This is a genomic window from Moritella sp. PE36 (genome assembly GCF_000170855.1).
In the GTDB taxonomy this organism is placed as follows: domain Bacteria; phylum Pseudomonadota; class Gammaproteobacteria; order Enterobacterales; family Moritellaceae; genus Moritella.
In genome coordinates this window covers 15,895-35,343 of the sequence record NZ_ABCQ01000050.1, presented here as the reverse complement: position 1 = coordinate 35,343, position 19,449 = coordinate 15,895, and the positions used below count along the sequence as shown (strand labels likewise).

Below are 19,449 nucleotides of genomic sequence, written 5' to 3'. Positions count from 1 at the left end.
GCACCATTCAGGTTATTCCACATATTACTAATGAGATCAAAGATCGTGTTATTGCGGGCTGTGAAGGCTTTGATATTGCAGTAGTAGAAGTGGGCGGTACGGTAGGTGATATTGAATCACAACCGTTCCTAGAAGCATTACGTCAAATGGGTGTGCAAATGGGCCGTGATCACACCATGTTTATGCATCTAACATTAGTACCTTATTTAGCGGCTGCTGGTGAAGTTAAAACAAAACCAACACAGCACTCAGTGAAAGAGTTACGTTCAATTGGTATTCAGCCTGACATCCTAATTTGTCGTTCTGATCGTAATGTACCAGCGAACGAACGCGCTAAAATCTCGTTATTCTGTAACGTAGAAGAAAAAGCCGTGATCTCACTGAAAGATGTGGACAGTATTTATAAAATTCCTGCGCTATTAAAAGCACAAGGTTTAGATGAGCTCGTTGTTAACCGTTTCGGTATCACTGCACCTGAAGCCGATTTGGCTGAATGGGAACAGGTTATTTTTGAAGAAGCGAATCCAACTGAAGAGATCGTGATTGGTATGGTCGGTAAATATATCGAACTACCAGATGCTTATAAATCAGTAAATGAAGCACTTAAGCACGGTGGTCTGAAAAACCGTCTAAGTGTGAAGATCAAATACATCGACTCGCAAGATCTTGAAGTTCGAGGCACCGATATACTGAAAACAGTAGATGGTATTTTAGTACCGGGCGGTTTTGGTGAACGTGGTATTGAAGGCAAGATCCTTGCAGCACAATATGCACGTGAGAATAAGGTTCCTTACTTCGGTATCTGTCTTGGTATGCAAGTAGCGTTAATCGAATTTGCACGTAATGTTGCGGGTCTAGAAGGCGCTCATTCAACAGAATTTAACCCTGAGACTAAATTCCCTGTAGTTGGCTTAATTACAGAGTGGATTGATGAGACTGGTAAGGTTGAAGAACGTACTGGTAGCTCAGATATGGGTGGTACTATGCGTTTAGGTGCACAACTGTGTCATCTGAAAGCGGGTAGTAAAGTAAGAGAAATGTACGGTAGTGCGACGATTAAAGAACGTCATCGTCACCGTTATGAAGTTAACAACAATCTTCTAACTAAAATCGAAAAAGCAGGCCTAAAAGTAACGGGTTTATCTGCTGACAAGAAATTAGTCGAAATTATTGAGAATCCGAATCATCCTTGGTTTGTTGCTGCGCAATTCCACCCGGAATTCACTTCAACACCACGAGATGGTCACGCATTATTTGAAGGGTTCATTAAGGCAGCTGGTGAAAATAAAAAATCATCAACTAGCTAATCAGAGATTTTAATATTAGTGCCGTGGTAACGCGGCATACTTAAATTTTTAATAGTTAAGGAAATAAAAATGTCTAAGATCGTTAAAATTATTGGTCGCGAAATCATGGATTCACGTGGTAATCCTACTGTTGAAGCTGAAGTTCACCTAGACGGTGGTTTCATCGGTATGGCACCTGCTCCATCTGGTGCTTCTACTGGTTCACGCGAAGCACTTGAATTACGTGATGGCGACAAAACGCGCTTTTTAGGTAAAGGTGTGCTTAAAGCTGTAGCTGCAATCAATGGCCCTATCGCTGAAGCGCTAATGGGTAAAGATGCAACTGATCAAGCTGCAATCGACCAAATCATGATCGACTTAGACGGCACTGAAAACAAAGCTCAATTTGGTGCTAACGCTATCCTTGCTGTGTCTCTGGCTAACGCTAAAGCGGCTGCATCTGCAAAAGGTTTACCACTATATGCTCACATCGCTGAGTTAAACGGTACGCCTGGTCAATACTCTATGCCTTTACCTATGATGAACATCATCAACGGTGGCGAGCACGCTGATAACAACGTAGACATTCAAGAGTTCATGATCCAACCTGTTGGCGCTAAAACTTTTAGAGAAGCAGTACGTATCGGTGCTGAAGTATTCCACAACCTAGCTAAAGTACTTAAGTCTAAAGGCCTAAGCACTGCAGTTGGTGACGAAGGTGGTTTCGCTCCTAACCTAGAATCAAATGCTGCTGCACTAGCTGCAATTGAAGAAGCTGTTAAAGCAGCTGGTTATGAAATGGGTAAAGACGTTACACTTGCTATGGATTGTGCTGCTTCTGAGTTCTATAACAAAGAAGAAGGTATCTACGATCTTAAAGGCGAAGGTAAGAAATTTACTGCTGAAGAGTTTAACCACTATCTTGCTGGTCTTGTTGACCAATACCCAATCGTATCGATTGAAGATGGTCTAGATGAATCTGATTGGGCTGGTTTCAAACACCAGACTGAACTACTGGGTGACAAGATCCAATTAGTTGGTGATGATTTATTCGTTACTAACACTAAGATTTTGGCACGTGGTATTAGAGAAGGTATCACTAACTCAATCTTAATCAAATTCAACCAAATTGGTACACTAACAGAAACGTTAGCGGCAATTAAGATGGCGAAAGACGCAGGCTTTACAGCTGTAATCTCTCACCGTTCTGGTGAAACTGAAGATGCAACAATTGCTGACCTTGCTGTTGGTACATGTGCTGGCCAAATCAAAACAGGTTCTATGAGCCGTTCTGATCGTGTTGCTAAGTACAACCAACTAATCCGTATCGAAGAAGCGCTAGGTGATGCTGCTCCTTTCCACGGTCTTAAAGAGGTTAAGGGTCAAGCTTAATTTGCTTAACTGTTAATTCTGAATAGAATAAAAACCCGCTTTTAAGCGGGTTTTTTTATTTATACGCTAACCAATTTCTGCATTATATGTGACAATAACTGATTCATTTACGGGATGATTGTCATGCGCCTGCTTTATTTTGTATTAATCTTAATTCTCAGCTTATTGAGCTATCATTTTATTGTCGGTAATAATGGCGTGATGGACTACAAGCGTATCGAACGTGAAGTCAATATCCAGCACAGCAATAATCAAGTGTTAATCGAACGTAATACTGCGCTAAAAAACGAGATCTTAGATCTGCGCAATGGCTACGACGCGATTGAAGAACGTACCCGTAATGAACTGGGGATGATTAAAGAAGGTGAAACTTTCTACCGTATAATTAATGATGATCACTAGGCTACTGAGATGACTGAACAATTTATTGCGGTGGTCCCAGCCGCAGGTGTAGGCGCTCGCATGGGCGCGAGTATTCCCAAACAATACTTAATGCTGCAAGAAAAAACGGTTATTGAGCATACGCTAACGGCGCTATTAAGCCACCCTCGTATTGCCCAAGTTGTTGTGGCACTCGGACCCGAAGATGGTTGGTTTGCCGAACTGACGATTGCCAATGACCCGGCTATTATCCGCGTTGATGGTGGTAAAGAGCGTGCTGATTCGGTATTAGCAGGATTGCAGGCCTGTCAGTCATATAACTGGGTGTTGGTACATGATGCTGCCCGCCCATGTTTAACTCATGCTGATATCGACAGTCTCATTGCTGGTGCGCTGGCATCTAAACACGGTGCTATTCTAGGGTGTCAGGTTCGCGATACGATGAAGCGTACAGATGCCCAAGGTAACATTATGACCACTGTCGATCGTGAGCTACTGTGGCATGCGTTAACGCCACAGATGTTTCCAGTGACATTACTGACCAACGCGTTAACGACAGGCTTAGCAGACAAGGCCAATATCACCGATGAAGCATCTGCGATTGAGTTATTAGGGTTTACACCTAAGATGGTGATTGGTCGCGCGGATAATATTAAAATAACCCGTCCAGAGGACATGCCGTTAGCAACCCTGTTTTTACAGCAATTAACGCAGCGTTAATAACGAAAAATAAGAACGAAGAGCAATAGGGAAGAGAGATAATGTTTAGAATTGGCCATGGTTTTGACGTACATAAATTTGGTAATGCTGGTCCGGTGATGATTAATGGTGTCGCGATCCCTTATGAACAAGGTTTTTTGGCGCATTCTGATGGTGATGTCGCTTTACATGCGATCTGCGATGCATTGCTTGGTGCTTTAGCGCTTGGCGATATCGGTCACCACTTCCCTGATACATCTGCAGAGTTTGAAAATATCGACAGTCGTATTTTATTACGTGACGTATTTAGTAAAGTAAAAGAGTTGGGTTATCGCATTGGTAATCTAGACGTCACCATTATTGCACAAGCACCTAAGATTGCGCCGCATATTCAAGCGATGCGCGCCGTATTAAGTGCCGATCTTGAAACCGAATTATCAGCCGTAAATGTGAAAGCAACCACCACCGAAAAGCTCGGTTTTACTGGTCGTAAAGAAGGCGTGGCATGCGAAGCTGTCGTGCTGTTAATGAAAAATACTTAATAAGTGAAAATGAATTAATGCAAACTAATCCTAATGCGGAGAGAACAATGCTTCCTGAATTTGAATATCTATATGGCAAACCTAGCGTAACAGGTTTTATTAAGCAGGAAGCTGCCGACTTTGTGGTTATTGAAGACCTGGGTTTTGAATTAACCGGTGAAGGTGAACACATCTTCATCTCTATCCGTAAGATCGGTGAGAATACCCAATATGTTGCTCGGGCATTAGCCAAAGCGGCAGGTGTTTCAGGCAAGGATGTGAGTTATGCAGGGCTTAAAGACCGCCATGCTATTACTGAACAATGGTTTGGTATTCACATGGCGGGTAAAGAAACCCCCGATTTTTCTGTTATTGAAACAGAACAAATTAAAATATTAAAAATTGTTCGTCATAACAAAAAGTTACGTACTGGAGCATTAAAAGGTAATCAGTTTACATTAAAATTAACGGACCTAAGCAGTACCGATGGATTAGCCGAGCGTTTAGAGAAAATAAAGACCACCGGCGTGCCAAACTATTTCGGTGAACAGCGATTTGGTCAAAATGGTAATAACATTGTGCGTGCACAAGAGATGTTTGCGGGTCACAAAGTCAAAGATCGTAATAAGCGCAGTTTTTATATTTCAGCGGCGCGCAGTTTGATATTCAACCAAGTTGTCAGTGAACGTATTAAACAAGATAAATGGCAAACGGCGCTGTCAGGTGATTGCTTCATTTTACAGGGGTCTAATTCGTTCTTTGCCGAAGAAACCTTAACTGACGACATTATTGAACGTGTTGCCCAAGGCGCGCTACAACTATCGGCCCCGTTAGTTGGCAAAGGTAACAGCAGTGCAATGAACGACGCATTGGCATTTGAAAACAGCGTTATTACGCAATATCTAGAATTGCTTGACGGCCTCATTGCCGCAGGTCTACGTCAGGAGCGCAAAGCGATAATATTGCGTCCACAAAACTTCAGTTATGAATTAGCTGAAGATAGCTTAACGGTGAGCTTCTATCTGCCATCAGGGTGTTTTGCGACAAGTATTGTACGTGAATTGATTGAAGAAAAAGTAGTGATTCGTCATTTTGACCAAGAACTTAAATCAGGAACCGTATGATCCAACTTGGTAATACAGGTGTAGCAGGGCAGCGTATAAAAGCGTTGCTTGAACAACAAGGCATTAGTGCACCAAGTGTATTGACTGCCATACAAGATACGCCTCGTGACTATTTCGTTGAGGAAGCGTTTGCATTGCAGGCATGGGGCAATCAGGCCTTGCCAATTGGGGCTGGGCAGACCATCTCTCAGCCTTATATTGTTGCCAGAATGACTGAACTGTTAATGAAAAACAATCCACAACGGGTGCTGGAAATTGGCACGGGTTCGGGTTATCAAACGGCTATTTTAGCGCAGGTTTTTCCGCGTGTTTATTCGGTTGAACGGATCCAAGCATTACAGTGGCAAGCGAAACGTAGGTTAAAGAATCTTGACCTGCACAACGTCATGATGAAATACGGCGATGGTTGGCAAGGTTGGTCAAGTAAGGGGCCGTTTGATGCGATTATAGTGACTGCTGCACCCGCTGCAGTACCACAAGCATTATTAACGCAGTTAACGGATGGTGGGCAACTTATTCTGCCATTGGGTGTCGAATCTCAAGTATTACAAATTATTACTCGTAATGGCGATAACTATACCAGTCAGAATGTTGAAAGTGTACGCTTTGTGCCGTTGGTTCAAGGCGAATTAGCGTGAGTCTATTGTCGGTATTAAATACGCAGGAGAGCGGATCAGGGAGTCAGGTGTAGAGATGGTCAGTAAGAGACTATTAAGTCATGTACGCGCGTGCATCCAATGGCACCGCATCGGGTGTTATTTACTGCTTATACAGTTAGTTGGTTGTACGACTGCCAATCATAACCCCGCGCCTGTCACGAGTGTGCAAGGTTATAAGACTGAACTACGATCGCATATTAATACGCCAAGTTATCGTGTTAAAAAAGGTGAAACCTTGTATGCCATTGCCTGGCGAAGTAATCAAGATTTCAAATTTTTAGCCGCCTTAAATCAGATCCCTGACCCTTACCAAATTTACCCGGGACAAATATTAAAACTGAAAGGTAAAATCCCCGCGCCAGTTTATAAAAAACCGACCCCGATGAAAATAGCTAAAACAACCAATAGTAATGCCAATAAAAGTACCGCGAAAACCAGTATTAAAGCACCATCAAAACCATTAGTTAAACCAGCGAACACCAAAAATGTTACCGCTAAAACAAGCTATAGACCGCCAGTGAAAAGTAAACCGCCGGTGAAAGCCAAGCCTGCGGTGAAAGTGGTGAAACCCAAAGCGATGGTGAGTAATAATAAACTGAAATGGAGCTGGCCAGCTTCAGGCAAATTAATTCGCACCTATTCTACCAGTAAATCAGGACAGCAAGGTGTCAATATTGCTGGTTCATTGGGGCGAAATATCATCGCGTCAGAAAATGGTCGTGTGGTTTATTCCGGTAATGGTTTACGTGGTTATGGTAACTTGATCATCATCAAACATAACGATGATTACTTAAGCGCGTATGCCTACAACCAAAAGCTATTAGTGAAAGAGCAGCAATGGGTTAAGGCTGGCCAGAAGATCGCAACCATGGGTAATTCTGGCCCGAATTCAGGTGCTGAATTGTATTTCGAGATCCGTTATCGCGGTAAACCCGTTAACCCCATGCGCTACTTGCCTAAGCGTTAAGCTCGACTGAAATTAGTTTATTAGACTAATCTTAATAAGCTATTTACTTCAGTCAGGAGGCAATACGTAATGAGCAAGATAACTGACGCTAATAAGTTAAAAATTGCAGAGAATAAAGTATCTGACAACGATAAAAAAGCACGGCCAGGGATGGGAAAATTTGAAGATGAGCACCTCATTCCTAATGATGCAAAAAGCTTAGATGCAACGCAGCTTTATCTTGGGGAGATTGGTTTTTCACCATTGTTGACCGCAGAAGAAGAAGTTTTTTATGCACGTCGTGCATTACGGGGTGATGCCAGTTCAAGAAAACGTATGATCGAAAGTAATCTGCGTTTAGTGGTTAAAATCGCGAGACGTTATAATAATCGCGGGCTGGCTCTATTAGACTTGATTGAAGAGGGTAACCTTGGTCTGATCCGTGCAGTAGAGAAATTTGATCCCGAGCGTGGTTTTCGTTTCTCAACCTATGCGACATGGTGGATAAGGCAAACCATTGAACGTGCCATCATGAACCAAACCCGAACCATTCGCTTACCCATCCATGTTGTTAAAGAACTCAATGTTTATCTTCGCGCTGCGCGTGAACTCGCCCATGAACTCGATCATGAACCCACCGCTGAAGACATTGCGGATAAATTAGATAAACCGGTTGCTGATGTCAGTAAAATGCTGCGCTTGAATGAGCGGATAAGTTCGGTTGATACACCTATCGGAGGTGATTCCGAAAAAGCGTTATTAGACATTATATCGGATGAAAAAGGCGATGGACCGGAAAGCCGTACCCAAAATGATGATATTAAATTCAGTATCATCCGCTGGCTTGAAGAACTGAACCCCAAACAAAGAGAAGTGTTGGCTAGGCGCTTTGGGCTGTTAGGTTATGATGCTTCAACGCTGGAAGATGTCGGGCGTGAAATAGGCTTAACCCGCGAGCGTGTTCGGCAAATCCAAGTCGAGGCATTGCGACGACTACGGGAAGTACTCGCCCAGCAAGGCTTATCTGTTGAAGCTTTATTTAGGCTGTAATATGCTGGGAAGCATGGTTATTGAGTAGTTAGTCATTAAATTTAAGCTAGTCTTAATGCTTAGTACTTCATTCAGCCTTTATGCTGATTTTATTAAAATCAGTCATACTATTCATGCGTTTCTAGTATTTTAGTAACCCTCTGCAAACATGGATTGTTTAAGGACGGTTATGTCGTTTATTCGTTTTTCGTGCAGTTTGTTATTAGCGCTTAGTTTAGCATCACTGATAACGGGTTGTTCCACACCAAGACTCTTTATTAATAGTGATCTGCCTGCCATTGCTGATGATGCTAAGTTTATTGTATTGCCAACAGATATACATGGCTTATCGGGTTCAAGGCTAGAAAAAGAAACTATTTTTTACGCATCATTTAACGCTGCGTTTGCTGATCAAGCGATTCATTCATCACAGCTAGCTTCGCGATTAAAACAACACGACTTTGCAGATGTCTCGTGGAAAATGAGTCATGCTATGCACCGTCTTGTGACTGAACATGATAGTTTTAGTTATACAGATGCCTATCAATTAGCGCTTAATAAGGGGCAGATGAGCAGTAAATTCAGAACACTGGATAATGATGTCTATCATTTGAACGAATGGCTACAGCAAGAGTATCACTTGTCTGCGGTACCGGAATATATCGCGGTGGCGCATATTGATAGCATGGGTGTATCACAAGCAGGCAAGCTTATTAAATATCGGGTGATTGCGGGGATCTATTCGACTCAGCGGCAGGCGTTAGAGCGGGTGGTGACTTATGTAACAGAAAGCCCAAACCAGCGAACGGCCATTTTGCATGACTTGGATAATTTGGGCTTTTTAATTTACCGAGAACTATTTAAATTAAACTAACTGCAATTCCAGTAGGGCAATTAAAGTTGTTCTTTTAAACGGTACAATACCTCGAGTGCTTCACGTGGCGTCATATTATCAATATTCAAGGCGCTCAAATCATCGATCACAGGATGGGAAATGGGCGTTGCTTCCAACTGTGGACGTTTACCAGTCACCACTGGTTGGTGTGAGAGTAGTTCTAACTCATGCAACTTTACTTTAGCCGCATGAATAACAGGTTTCGGCACACCAGCTAATGCTGCAACTTGCAAACCATAACTGCGATCTGCAGCACCGTCTTGTACGGCATGCATGAAGACAATGGAGTCACCGTGTTCAACTGCATCGAGGTGTACATTGACCAGACTAGAATGCTGCTCTGCTAGCGTAGTTAGCTCAAAGTAGTGCGTTGCAAAGAGGGTATAAGCCTGGATTTTATTGGTCAGGTATTCAGCACATGCCCAGGCTAATGATAAACCATCATAAGTACTGGTGCCGCGGCCAATTTCATCCATCAATACCAAGCTATTCGCCGTCGCATTGTGCAAGATATTCGCGGTCTCGGTCATTTCTACCATAAAGGTAGAACGACCCGATGCTAAATCATCGGATGCGCCAATCCGGGTGAAAATACGGTCGATTAATGATGTCGTCACTTGCTCTGCTGGGACGAAACTACCGATATGAGCCATCAGGGTGATTAAAGCTGTTTGACGCATATAAGTCGATTTACCGCCCATATTCGGACCGGTAATGATTAACATGCGACGCTCAGGATTAAGCTGTACTGGATTGGCAATAAACGGTTCTGTCATCACTTGCTCAACGACAGGATGACGCCCATTGATAATGTCGATACCGGGTTTGACACTAATTGTCGGGCGACAGTAGTTTAAGGTTTCTGCGCGTTCAGCAAAGTTACACAGTACATCGAGCTCCGATAATGCCGCTGCGCTGTCTTGCAGTGCGGGAATATACGGTAACAACTTATCTAATAATTGTTCATAAAGTTGTTTCTCTAGTGCCAGTGACTTACCTTGGCTACTGAGTACTTTATCTTCGTGTTCTTTCAGCTCTGGAATGATGTAACGTTCGGTATTTTTTAGCGTTTGACGTCGGATGTAGGTTGCTGGCACTTGATCAGATTGCAGGCGACTGACTTCGATGAAGTAACCGTGAACTCGGTTATAACCGACTTTTAAGGTCGGGATACCGGTTTGTTGTTTTTCGCGTTCTTCTAAGGCTTTGAGATAATCCGTCGCCCCTTTGCTTAGTGCGCGCCATTCATCTAACTCTTGGTTATAACCGGGTGCTATCACGCCGCCGTCACGGATTAATACTGGCGGGTTGTCGATAACGGCGAACGTCAGTAACTGTTCAAGCTCACTGAACTCACCAGCTAATTGCTGTAATGAGCTTAAGTGTTCGGCATCGTGTTCTGCCAGTAGTGTGTGTAATGCGGGTAATTGCTGGAAGGCATTACGTAACCGTACCAGATCGCGCGGACGCGCTGAGCGTAATGATAAACGGGCAATGATACGTTCGATATCGCCGATAGTGCGTAATATCGGTTGCAGATCGTTTAACGCACCGACGTCGAGTAATGACTGAATACTGGATTGACGTTGCTGTAACACCAAGCTATCGCGGATTGGTTGATGCAACCAACGTTTTAATAGCCGACTGCCCATCGGTGTTGAAGTATGATCCAGTACTTCTGCTAGGGTATTGTCAAAACCACCGGATAAGTTTTGGGTGAGTTCTAGATTACGGCGTGTTGCCGCATCCATCACCACCATTTGCTCTGTTTGTTCAAGCTTGACCGAACGGATATGTGGCAGTGCAGTACGCTGGGTTTCTTTCACGTATTGCATTAAGCAACCTGCAGCACATAGGGCCACGGGCGCATTTTCGACACCAAAAGCGATTAAATCTTTGGTACCAAATTGCTGACATAAAACGCTGCGGCCAGTTTGTAAATCAAACTCCCACTCCGGGCGGCGACGTAGACCTCTAAGGTGATTAATATGTTGAACCGATTCCAATGATTCACAGTAAAGTAGCTCTGCGGGATCGGTACGTTGCAGCTCTGCAAGTAAGGTTTCCTCTGAGCTAAATTGATTGATCAGAAAACGGCCGCTACCCATATCAAGGGTGGCATAACCAAAGGTGTTACCATCTTGGAATAATGCGGCTAATAAATTGTCATTATGTTCGGTAAGTAAAGCTTCGTCACTGACCGTGCCGGGTGTCACAATTCGGACCACTTTACGTTCTACTGGACCTTTAGAGGTTGCCGGATCGCCAATTTGTTCACAGATCGCTACCGATTCACCACTACGTACTAGCTTTGCTAAATACCCTTCTAATGAATGGTAAGGGATACCTGCCATTGGAATAGGGTTACCATTTGACTTACCACGCTTGGTCAGAGAGATGCCTAATAATTGCGACGCTTTTTTGGCATCATCATAAAATAACTCATAAAAATCGCCCATGCGATAAAAGAGTAAGATCTCTGGTTGCTCAGCTTTTAACTTAAAGAATTGCTGCATCATAGGGGTGTGATTGGTTAAGTCTTGAGGTGCAAGAAAGTTAGGTTGCATAGCGGCTCGGTTTGAAAAAAATAGTTGCAGCTATAATAACAATGCTAAAGCACGGTGGCGACTGTATTTTTTTGTACGTAAATATGCGCCACTCATAATAATTAAAAAAATATGCGTTTATTGCTTGATACTGTATGAACGAACAGTATACTTATGCCTATAAATTAAATACTCGATTATGCCTCAGGGGAATAAAATGGACGCGAATAAAGAAAAAGCCTTAGCTGCAGCACTTGGACAAATTGAAAAACAATTTGGTAAAGGTTCTATCATGAAGCTAGGTGATAACCGTACCATGGACGTAGAAACTGTTTCTACAGGTTCACTTTCTCTTGATATCGCGTTGGGAGCAGGTGGCTTACCGATGGGGCGTATCGTTGAAATTTATGGTCCTGAATCAAGTGGTAAAACGACGTTAACGTTAGAAGTCATCGCCTCAGCACAACGTGAAGGTAAAGTTTGTGCCTTTATTGATGCTGAGCATGCACTGGATCCGATTTACGCGGGTAAACTGGGTGTTGATGTGAATGAACTATTGATATCGCAACCAGATACCGGTGAACAAGCTCTCGAGATCACTGACATGTTAGCGCGCTCAGGTGCAGTCGATATTATCGTGATTGACTCGGTTGCGGCATTAACGCCAAAAGCTGAGATTGAAGGCAACATGGGCGACAGCCACATGGGTCTGCAAGCGCGTATGTTATCGCAAGCGATGCGTAAATTAACGGGTAACTTAAAAACGAGTAATACCATGTGTATCTTCATTAACCAAATTCGTATGAAGATTGGTGTGATGTTTGGTTCACCTGAAACCACCACAGGTGGTAATGCCCTTAAATTTTACGCGTCAGTACGTTTAGATATTCGTCGTATTGGTTCGGTTAAAGATGGCGATGAGATCACGGGTAATGAAACGCGTGTAAAAGTGGTTAAAAACAAAATTGCAGCACCGTTTAGACAAGCTGAATTTCAAATCCTATACGGTAAAGGCTTCAACCGTAATGGTGAGCTAGTTGATTTAGGTGTAAAAGAAAAACTGATTGAAAAAGCCGGCGCTTGGTACTCATACAAGGGTGACAAGATTGGTCAAGGTAAAGCGAAAGCATCACAGTACCTTGCTGATAATCCGAAGATTGCTGCTGAAATAGACGGTATGATCCGTGCTAACCTACTGGGTAATAAAGGCGACGAAGTGGCTGACGTTAAGACTCCTGAAGTTGAAACAGAATTTTAATATTAACTAGTGTTTAGTCATTTGATTTACGCTATTTGAATGAATAGATATAGAAGGCAGGTATGGCGACATACCTGCCTTTTTCTATGCATGCTTTACTCGTTATTCGGTCTTATTATACTTTCTCGCTGATTTTATGATCATCACAACCCCTGTGAGTGCCATCAATACCAACAATCCTAAACCAATATAACCAAACCACTGATCAAACGATTTATTGCCTGTCCAACGTAGATAGTGAATATCATACATAGTATTAAAAATACGACTGTCAGCACCTTGCTGGCGTAGGCTTAAACGTGTCCAATCAAACATGAGTTTTATCTTGGTATCGGTAAAGGCGATCCCGTCTTGGTAAGTTAATACTGCGCCATAACGATCTGGGTGATGTTTTATTGCATCTTGCAATAAGTTGATGATACTTTGACTATCAGGTTCAGGCTGCATTTGGTTATTTAACGGATTAATATGCTGCCATTTATTGTCTATTTTGACGCGATAGTGACTACCTAAAATACTGCGGTTAATAGCAATCGCTTGCCATTCAGGTTCGGGTAACAGTGGTAACGTTGCATTGAGCGGATAACTGGTTATTTGCAATTGCTCATAGGCATTTTTGTAACCAGGTTTAATTAAGAAAAATGCGCCGGTAAATGCCCATAGCGTTACAGGTAATATTAATAAGTAGCCAAGGTAGCGATGCAGTTGGTAAGTATTCATTGCTGTCTATAAAAAAATATGATTGTCGTTATTTTACGGTTTAATAATAAAAAAACCAGTTTAGGTGAGTGCTATAAGATGATTTTTAGCATTAAACCACGCATTATTTTTTACCCGGTAATTATTGATGGTGCATTAGAAGGTAAATGAGGTCTGCGCGACAAGCCCAAAGGTATCATCTTCACTCAACATGCCGGTTATATCAAAGTGAAACGTGCTAAAGGGAGACAAGCCCATGCCAAATGTCACTTGATTACTGTCGTTTGCATTGACATCATAACGGAATCCTCCGCGCAACTGTAACCAGCCCCAAACGTCCATTTCGACACCGAACCGGGTATATTTAGACGGCCCCTGACTACTCAGGCTTTGCGATTGGGTAATATCAATATCGATAGCAGCGGTAAACCAGGCGCTGTGTAGTGCAAATCCTGTGGTCACCTGTGGTTTTATTTCATAAATAAGGGTTTCTGCGGAATTTGTCACTTGCTGCGAAATCATGTTTTTGGCTACGAGACCAAAGGTAAAATGTTTACTTGGTTCAACAACGAAACCGGCATCGATATTAAAGGCTATCTCGTCATTCATATTGTCATCTTCTTCTAAATTACCAGCATCAAAATCATCAATACTATCGGTATATTGATAAAAGCCGATAGCCTGCATTTTAGGCGATACGCCTAAATAAACAGGGGTGTTACCAAGCATGAATTTTGAGGCCAGTGATAACCCGACATCGGTGACGCCGACACCTTGTAGCGTAATTGTTGAGACTAAGTCATTAATGGCGGTTGGGTCTGGACTTTTTAATGCGGTTATATCGCTATCATTGATATCTGTAGTCACTTGTAAATCTAGGTAAGTATTGCTAAACACGGCAAAAGAGACAATCTGGTTGGGTATTGCTAATACGCCTGCTAAGCCAACTTGCAACGGGATCGTTGCGTTGTCTAACATTTCAAGTTGATTGGCAAGTTGATTGGCTGTCATTCGTGCTTGCAGTGAGTTTGAAGTATATTGATTTAACTCATCGATTAGATCTGAAGCGCGGTTGATACCATTAATCGTGTCATCATTATCGGCAATTTGGAACCCAATTGTTGGGAGTAACAGTCCGAGATCATCCTTATGTGAAAAACGAGAAAGTAGTGCCGGATTCATTAAAGGCGCACTGAGGTAGTGTGCGGATGCGACACCTGTTCCCCCCATTGCATCACTGCGAGATTGGAAATAATGTTGGGCAGCGTTGATGGGGGATATGTAACCGCTAGACAGGGTGAGAGCAATGAGTGTCGACAGCGTATGCTTCTTCATGATGTATCCTTACAAGTTCGAGAGAGTTATCGCGGGCTCGATGCAGTACGGCATTATCTAAATCGACCTGTGTAGTTATAGAGGATAAACACAAATATTGTTTTTGATGGGTATTAATTGGTTATACATAACAAAAAAGCACCTTCTAAAAGGTGCTTTTAACATGCATCAATATAACGTATTGAAATATGACAATCTTGATGATTTATGTGGTGTGATTATATTATGTGATGAACATCAAGAATTTAAAATTTAGCTGATACTTGTAATACGAAACCATCAATACCATAGGCCGCGTCGTCACCCGTTGTATTGGCTGCATTAAGACCACCATCACTTAATTTACCGTCCTGGTAAACGCTATAAGCGCCGTTTTTACTGACTGTCGCGGCTAGGTCAATATGGACTAAATTCATCGGTGAAATACCAAAACCAAAGGTATATAAATCTTCACGAATATCGTTTAAGTCATGACGAATACCGGCACGTAATTGTAAGAAATCAAATAGGTTCGCTTCAATGCCACCGCGTGCATAGCGAGATTCACTGTTACTTTCGAAACCTATCGCATCGTTCAAATCCATTTCTGCGGTCAGTGTTGCGTAATCATGATGTAGTGCAAAACCAGCAGTGACTAACGGCGCTAAAGTAAATACCATCTTCTCATCAGCTTGATTAATGCCTTTATACGCTGTTGTTTCTATTTCTAGATTTTTCTTCAGCATGTTACGGCCACTGATTGCAACGCGGAAGGTATCATAAAAATCAATCGCAATACCGGCATCAAGATTGAAATGACTTTGCTTGTCTAATCCATCGAGGAAGCCATCTTCAAACTCAGATAGGCCATCGTCATTCAACGAAATATCATAACTGTAAGTATCTATACGTTGATATTTTGGTGATATACCAATAGATACTGTCGCTATATCTGCATCCCAATTCATTGACAGAGCAAGGCCAAGGTCGGAAATTGCAACGCCTGCCAGGTTGACTTTACTATCAAGATCACCCAAGTTTTGACTATTTGCCAAGTCGATGTCGTTTTGACTTACTTTTGCTGTAGCGATACTTGTCATGTAAGAGTTACCGAAAAAAGCCACAGACAATGCACTGCTGGGTAGTGCAATCGCAAAGCTAGTACCGGCGTTCATGCCCATGCGCTGGCCATCAAATTGACCCAGTGCACTGGCGTAGGCAGCCGCGGTTTGTAGATTGGTATTATTGTCATACGCATCTTGTGCTGATTTAACATTATCTAACGCACCTAAAAATGCATCTGAAGTCTCTGTTTGGACGCCAAAAGAGGTTGGCGCATATCGAGCGTGACCATCATCGCTGTATGGGATAGCCGGTAAGATCACGCCAATATAATCGGTTTTACCTTGACCTAATAGTGCCGGGTTAACAAACGCAGCGGTAACAAAATCGGACGATGCAACACCAGCACCACCCATCGCATCGTTACGGGCATCAAAATATAATTGAGAGGCAAAAGCGGTTGGTGCGATGGCGCAGGTTAGTGCTGAAATAATAAATGAACGTTTCATATCGATCCCTGATTTTTATACGGTGCAATGTTTGTTAGACAAGCATTTATTAGGTAAATCATTAGCGCGATAATGTGTTGATTAATCCGTTAACCGACAGAGCCATTTCGCTGTAATGAACCGTGAATGATGTATTCTGCTTGATGAATAAATATTAGCATTGGATGAGTGAACTTAAGTTTGATGTTAAGTACTAGATTACAGGAATGAATTTGTGATCTTGATCTTTTCGTTTGAATTGACGTCGATTTAGTGTGATTGGTTTGGTCTGTCTTGTATCTCACTAATATAGCGAGTATAAATAGCGGGACTCATAGAGAGATACTAAATTTATAATATAAAAACAGTACCGTGTGGTTTGTTGAGCGATAATCAAAGTAGCAAAGTATGAGATAAATACCTCATGCTTTATTGCTGTTGAATCGACATGGCTTGGGGATTGATGATGATAAAACTCGAGTAGACCACTGTCGCAATTATGTTTAGATAAATATCTTCATGACGTTGAGAATATTTAACTATTATAGAAAGAATGAAAACCATAAATAAGAGGTTATTTTTGTGCTTGAAGCAAACCACCAACAGCAATTATTGAAATTATTACCTTGGCAGAAAGTGAGCTTTATTGCGGCACTTGCTGAACGCAGCTTTCCTAATTACAAATTATTTTCTGAAGCTTGTGAAACCGGTGATGCAAAGCAGTTCCGTTTATCATTAGATCTGTTTTGGGAATCATTAACGGTTAAAAACAGCAAAATCAATTTTACGATTCAATTCGATCGTTTCGAACCTATTATTCCCAATGTAGACAAATTTGATGTTTATGGGGTTTATCCTGCACTGGATGCATGTGTGACTTTAAACAGTGCCTTTAATAGTTTAGTTGCCCCCGATCCGGATGTGAACGAAGCAATGAATGCATCGCGAGTTTCTATTGGTACTGTTGCAAGTTATTTAGAAGCGTTGGCGGGTGAAGAACTTGACGAGGACATCATCTTTGCTGATGAGCTGATGAAAACCGAAATTGAATTTCAGCAAGCTGTGCTGGATCTATTAACAGTACAGAAATCACCTGATAGCATTAAGGCGCTTCGCCAGTTTGCTAAAAATGGCGGTATTTCTAATATTGGTATTACCTTAGATTAATTGATTGCAAACTCATAAAACAGCCGCTAACACTGGTAGTCAGGGCTGTCACGGTAAGGTGTCACGGTAATAAAAGTGATTATTTTATGATGATTTTTTGTACATAGAGTGAGATTAGTGTGAGCGCTACCCCATTTGTTGACTATTCTCTCAGCAATTGACTGAATTAAGGCGATAAATCCTTTGCGGTCAACGGTTTTTTTGAATACAGTGTTTAACAGTTTAATGTTATTGAATAGTAGAAAGGACATTCTTATGAATAAAACTCAATTAATCGATGCAGTTGCAGCGAAAGCAGATTTAACGAAAGTACAAGCTAAAGCAGCACTAGAAGAGATCCTAAGTGCAATCACTGAAAGCCTTAAAGAAAAAGAAGCTGTACAGCTAATTGGTTTCGGTACTTTTAAAGTAAGCGAACGTTCAGCACGTATTGGCCGCAACCCACAAACGGGTGAAGAAATTCAAATTTCTGCTGCTACAATTCCTGCATTCGTTGCTGGTAAAGCATTGAAAGACGCAGTTAAAAACGCAAACAAATAAATATTAATTTTTATTAATTTAAAACTTAATGAAAAAAGCACCTAATTTAGGTGCTTTTTTATTATCTACAATTTGTTTAAGGCATTGGCTAATGCGCTATTTGAGATTTATTCTTTTCTACTGGTTGCACGCGAACACGTTGGATCACATTGTTTTCAATTTCTAATACTTCTAACGGGTGCCCTTCAATGATCAAACTGATATTGGCTTCGGGGATCTCTTCCAAATATTCTAAAATCAAACCGTTGAGTGTTTTTGGACCTTTAGTTGGAAAATGCCAGTTCATTTCTTTATTAATGTCGCGCACGTTTGCGGTGCCATCAATGATATAGCTACCGTCAGATTGCGGCTCAATCTCTTCACTCACCGATGGTGCCATCGTTGTGGTAAAGTCACCCACAATCTCTTCTAAGATATCTTCTAGCGTGACTAAGCCTTGAATGTCGCCATATTCATCTACAATTAAACCGATACGCTCTTTTTTACGTTGGAATTTTAATAGCTGCACATTAAGCGGTGTCGCCTCTGGAATGAAGTACAGTTCTTTTACCGCACGTAACAGTGTGGTTTTATCTAATTGTTCTTTGAGTAATAGACGCAGTGCATCACGGGTATGCACAAATCCAACTGCATCATCGATGGTGTCACGGTACAGCAATACTCTAGTATGTGAAATATTACGTAATTGGCGTAACAAAATCTCCCAATCATCATTAATATCAATCGCAATTATCTCGTTACGTGGCACCATAATGTCATCTACTGTTACTTTCTCTAGGTCGAGAATACTGATCAGCATATCTTGGTGACGCTGCGGGATCATTGCACCAGCTTCATGCACAACGGTACGCAATTCTTCAGAGCTCAGGGCTCCATTGTCATTATGATTGACATTAACGCCCAATAGTCGCAACAGGCCATTAGAGATGATGTTTACCAGCCATACCAATGGATAAAACAAGGTTAGCATCGGGCGTAATAACAATGAGCTTGGGAATGCTACTTTTTCAGGGTGCAACGCAGCTAAGGTTTTAGGCGTTACTTCAGCAAAAATAAGGATAACGATTGTTAACAGGCCGGTTGATACGGCTAAACCAAGCGCTTCATTTTCTGCAAATAAGCGCATACCGATAATTGTTGCGATGGAAGAAGCCAAGATGTTGACTAGATTGTTACCAATAAGAATAAGACCAATCAAACGATCCGGTCTGTTGAGGAGTTTTTCTACACGTTTCGCACCCGTATGGTTATTTTTAACCAGGTGCTTAAGCCTGTAACGATTGAGAGACATCATGCCTGTTTCAGAACTAGAGAAATAAGCTGATATGAGGATTAAAATAGTCAGGAGACCGAATAAGGTTCCTGTTGATATGTCGTTCAAGTGTTGTCCTTTGATTACGCGAGTGTATGTATAGAAATAAAAATACGGTTGTTATGAGTATG

Annotated in this window: 18 protein-coding genes; 13 read left to right on the top strand and 5 right to left on the bottom strand. The window is 42.0% G+C overall.

The features are described 5' to 3' along the window. The 10 genes from pyrG to PE36_RS19305 all read left to right on the top strand — a co-directional run. On the top strand, window positions 1–1,307 hold a 1,307-nt coding region (gene pyrG, locus PE36_RS19350), incomplete at its 5' end, for a glutamine hydrolyzing CTP synthase (protein WP_006033770.1). A gap of 69 nt (window positions 1,308–1,376) precedes the next feature. Beyond that, complete coding sequence (gene eno, locus PE36_RS19345) at window positions 1,377–2,678, top strand: phosphopyruvate hydratase (protein ID WP_006033769.1); 1,302 nt, start codon at window positions 1,377–1,379, stop codon at window positions 2,676–2,678. 123 nt (window positions 2,679–2,801) lie between these two features. Next, entirely contained in the window at window positions 2,802–3,080 is a 279-nt protein-coding gene (gene ftsB / locus PE36_RS19340; RefSeq protein ID WP_043994862.1) for a cell division protein FtsB, read from the top strand. 9 nt (window positions 3,081–3,089) lie between these two features. Beyond that, the gene (gene ispD, locus PE36_RS19335) at window positions 3,090–3,779 is read left to right on the top strand and encodes a 2-C-methyl-D-erythritol 4-phosphate cytidylyltransferase (protein WP_006033767.1); all 690 of its coding nucleotides are present in this window, start codon (window positions 3,090–3,092) and stop codon (window positions 3,777–3,779) included. Window positions 3,780–3,820: 41 nt separating this feature from the next. After that, window positions 3,821–4,300 carry a 2-C-methyl-D-erythritol 2,4-cyclodiphosphate synthase gene (ispF, locus tag PE36_RS19330; RefSeq protein ID WP_006033766.1) on the top strand — a complete coding sequence of 160 codons (480 nt, stop codon included), beginning with the start codon at window positions 3,821–3,823 and terminating at the stop codon, window positions 4,298–4,300. A 47-nt stretch (window positions 4,301–4,347) separates the two neighbouring features. Beyond that, entirely contained in the window at window positions 4,348–5,403 is a 1,056-nt protein-coding gene (gene truD / locus PE36_RS19325) for a tRNA pseudouridine(13) synthase TruD (protein ID WP_043994863.1), read from the top strand. Further along, the gene (locus PE36_RS19320; RefSeq protein ID WP_006033764.1) at window positions 5,400–6,041 is read left to right on the top strand and encodes a protein-L-isoaspartate(D-aspartate) O-methyltransferase; all 642 of its coding nucleotides are present in this window, start codon (window positions 5,400–5,402) and stop codon (window positions 6,039–6,041) included. The genes truD and PE36_RS19320 overlap by 4 nt, the downstream gene beginning before the upstream one ends. Before the next feature lie 55 nt (window positions 6,042–6,096). After that, window positions 6,097–7,029, top strand: a complete 933-nt coding sequence (locus PE36_RS19315) for a peptidoglycan DD-metalloendopeptidase family protein (RefSeq protein ID WP_006033763.1) — start codon at window positions 6,097–6,099, stop codon at window positions 7,027–7,029. 69 nt (window positions 7,030–7,098) lie between these two features. Further along, the gene (rpoS, locus tag PE36_RS19310; RefSeq protein WP_006033762.1) at window positions 7,099–8,058 is read left to right on the top strand and encodes an RNA polymerase sigma factor RpoS; all 960 of its coding nucleotides are present in this window, start codon (window positions 7,099–7,101) and stop codon (window positions 8,056–8,058) included. Between the two features lie 169 nt (window positions 8,059–8,227). After that, window positions 8,228–8,911, top strand: a complete 684-nt coding sequence (locus tag PE36_RS19305; RefSeq protein WP_006033761.1) for a hypothetical protein — start codon at window positions 8,228–8,230, stop codon at window positions 8,909–8,911. 20 nt (window positions 8,912–8,931) lie between these two features. Here the strand turns inward: PE36_RS19305 and mutS are convergent, their stop codons facing one another. After that, window positions 8,932–11,499, bottom strand: coding sequence for a DNA mismatch repair protein MutS (mutS, locus tag PE36_RS19300; RefSeq protein WP_006033760.1), 2,568 nt, complete (start codon window positions 11,497–11,499; stop codon window positions 8,932–8,934). A gap of 178 nt (window positions 11,500–11,677) precedes the next feature. Here mutS and recA point away from each other — a divergent pair, with 178 nt between their 5' ends. After that, window positions 11,678–12,736, top strand: a complete 1,059-nt coding sequence (recA, locus tag PE36_RS19295) for a recombinase RecA (RefSeq protein ID WP_198138637.1) — start codon at window positions 11,678–11,680, stop codon at window positions 12,734–12,736. 102 nt (window positions 12,737–12,838) lie between these two features. On the opposite strand, the gene PE36_RS19290 is transcribed toward recA, so the two are convergent. From PE36_RS19290 to traF, 3 genes are all read right to left on the bottom strand, one after another. After that, window positions 12,839–13,456: a PepSY domain-containing protein gene (locus PE36_RS19290; RefSeq protein WP_006033758.1), complete on the bottom strand. Its 618-nt coding sequence runs from the start codon at window positions 13,454–13,456 to the stop codon at window positions 12,839–12,841. A 135-nt stretch (window positions 13,457–13,591) separates the two neighbouring features. Next, complete coding sequence (locus tag PE36_RS19285; RefSeq protein ID WP_043994859.1) at window positions 13,592–14,770, bottom strand: conjugal transfer protein TraF; 1,179 nt, start codon at window positions 14,768–14,770, stop codon at window positions 13,592–13,594. Window positions 14,771–15,015: 245 nt separating this feature from the next. Continuing rightward, a complete protein-coding gene (gene traF, locus PE36_RS19280; protein WP_006033754.1) occupies window positions 15,016–16,320 on the bottom strand; it encodes a conjugal transfer protein TraF in 1,305 nt (434 codons plus the stop codon). Between the two features lie 561 nt (window positions 16,321–16,881). Here traF and PE36_RS19275 point away from each other — a divergent pair. Both PE36_RS19275 and PE36_RS19270 read left to right on the top strand, forming a co-directional pair. After that, complete coding sequence (locus PE36_RS19275) at window positions 16,882–17,466, top strand: YjaG family protein (RefSeq protein WP_006033753.1); 585 nt, start codon at window positions 16,882–16,884, stop codon at window positions 17,464–17,466. A gap of 255 nt (window positions 17,467–17,721) precedes the next feature. Beyond that, window positions 17,722–18,006, top strand: coding sequence for an HU family DNA-binding protein (locus PE36_RS19270; RefSeq protein ID WP_006033752.1), 285 nt, complete (start codon window positions 17,722–17,724; stop codon window positions 18,004–18,006). A gap of 88 nt (window positions 18,007–18,094) precedes the next feature. Here the strand turns inward: PE36_RS19270 and PE36_RS19265 are convergent, their stop codons facing one another. Further along, entirely contained in the window at window positions 18,095–19,387 is a 1,293-nt protein-coding gene (locus PE36_RS19265; RefSeq protein WP_043994856.1) for an HlyC/CorC family transporter, read from the bottom strand. Window positions 19,388–19,449 lie beyond the last annotated feature (62 nt).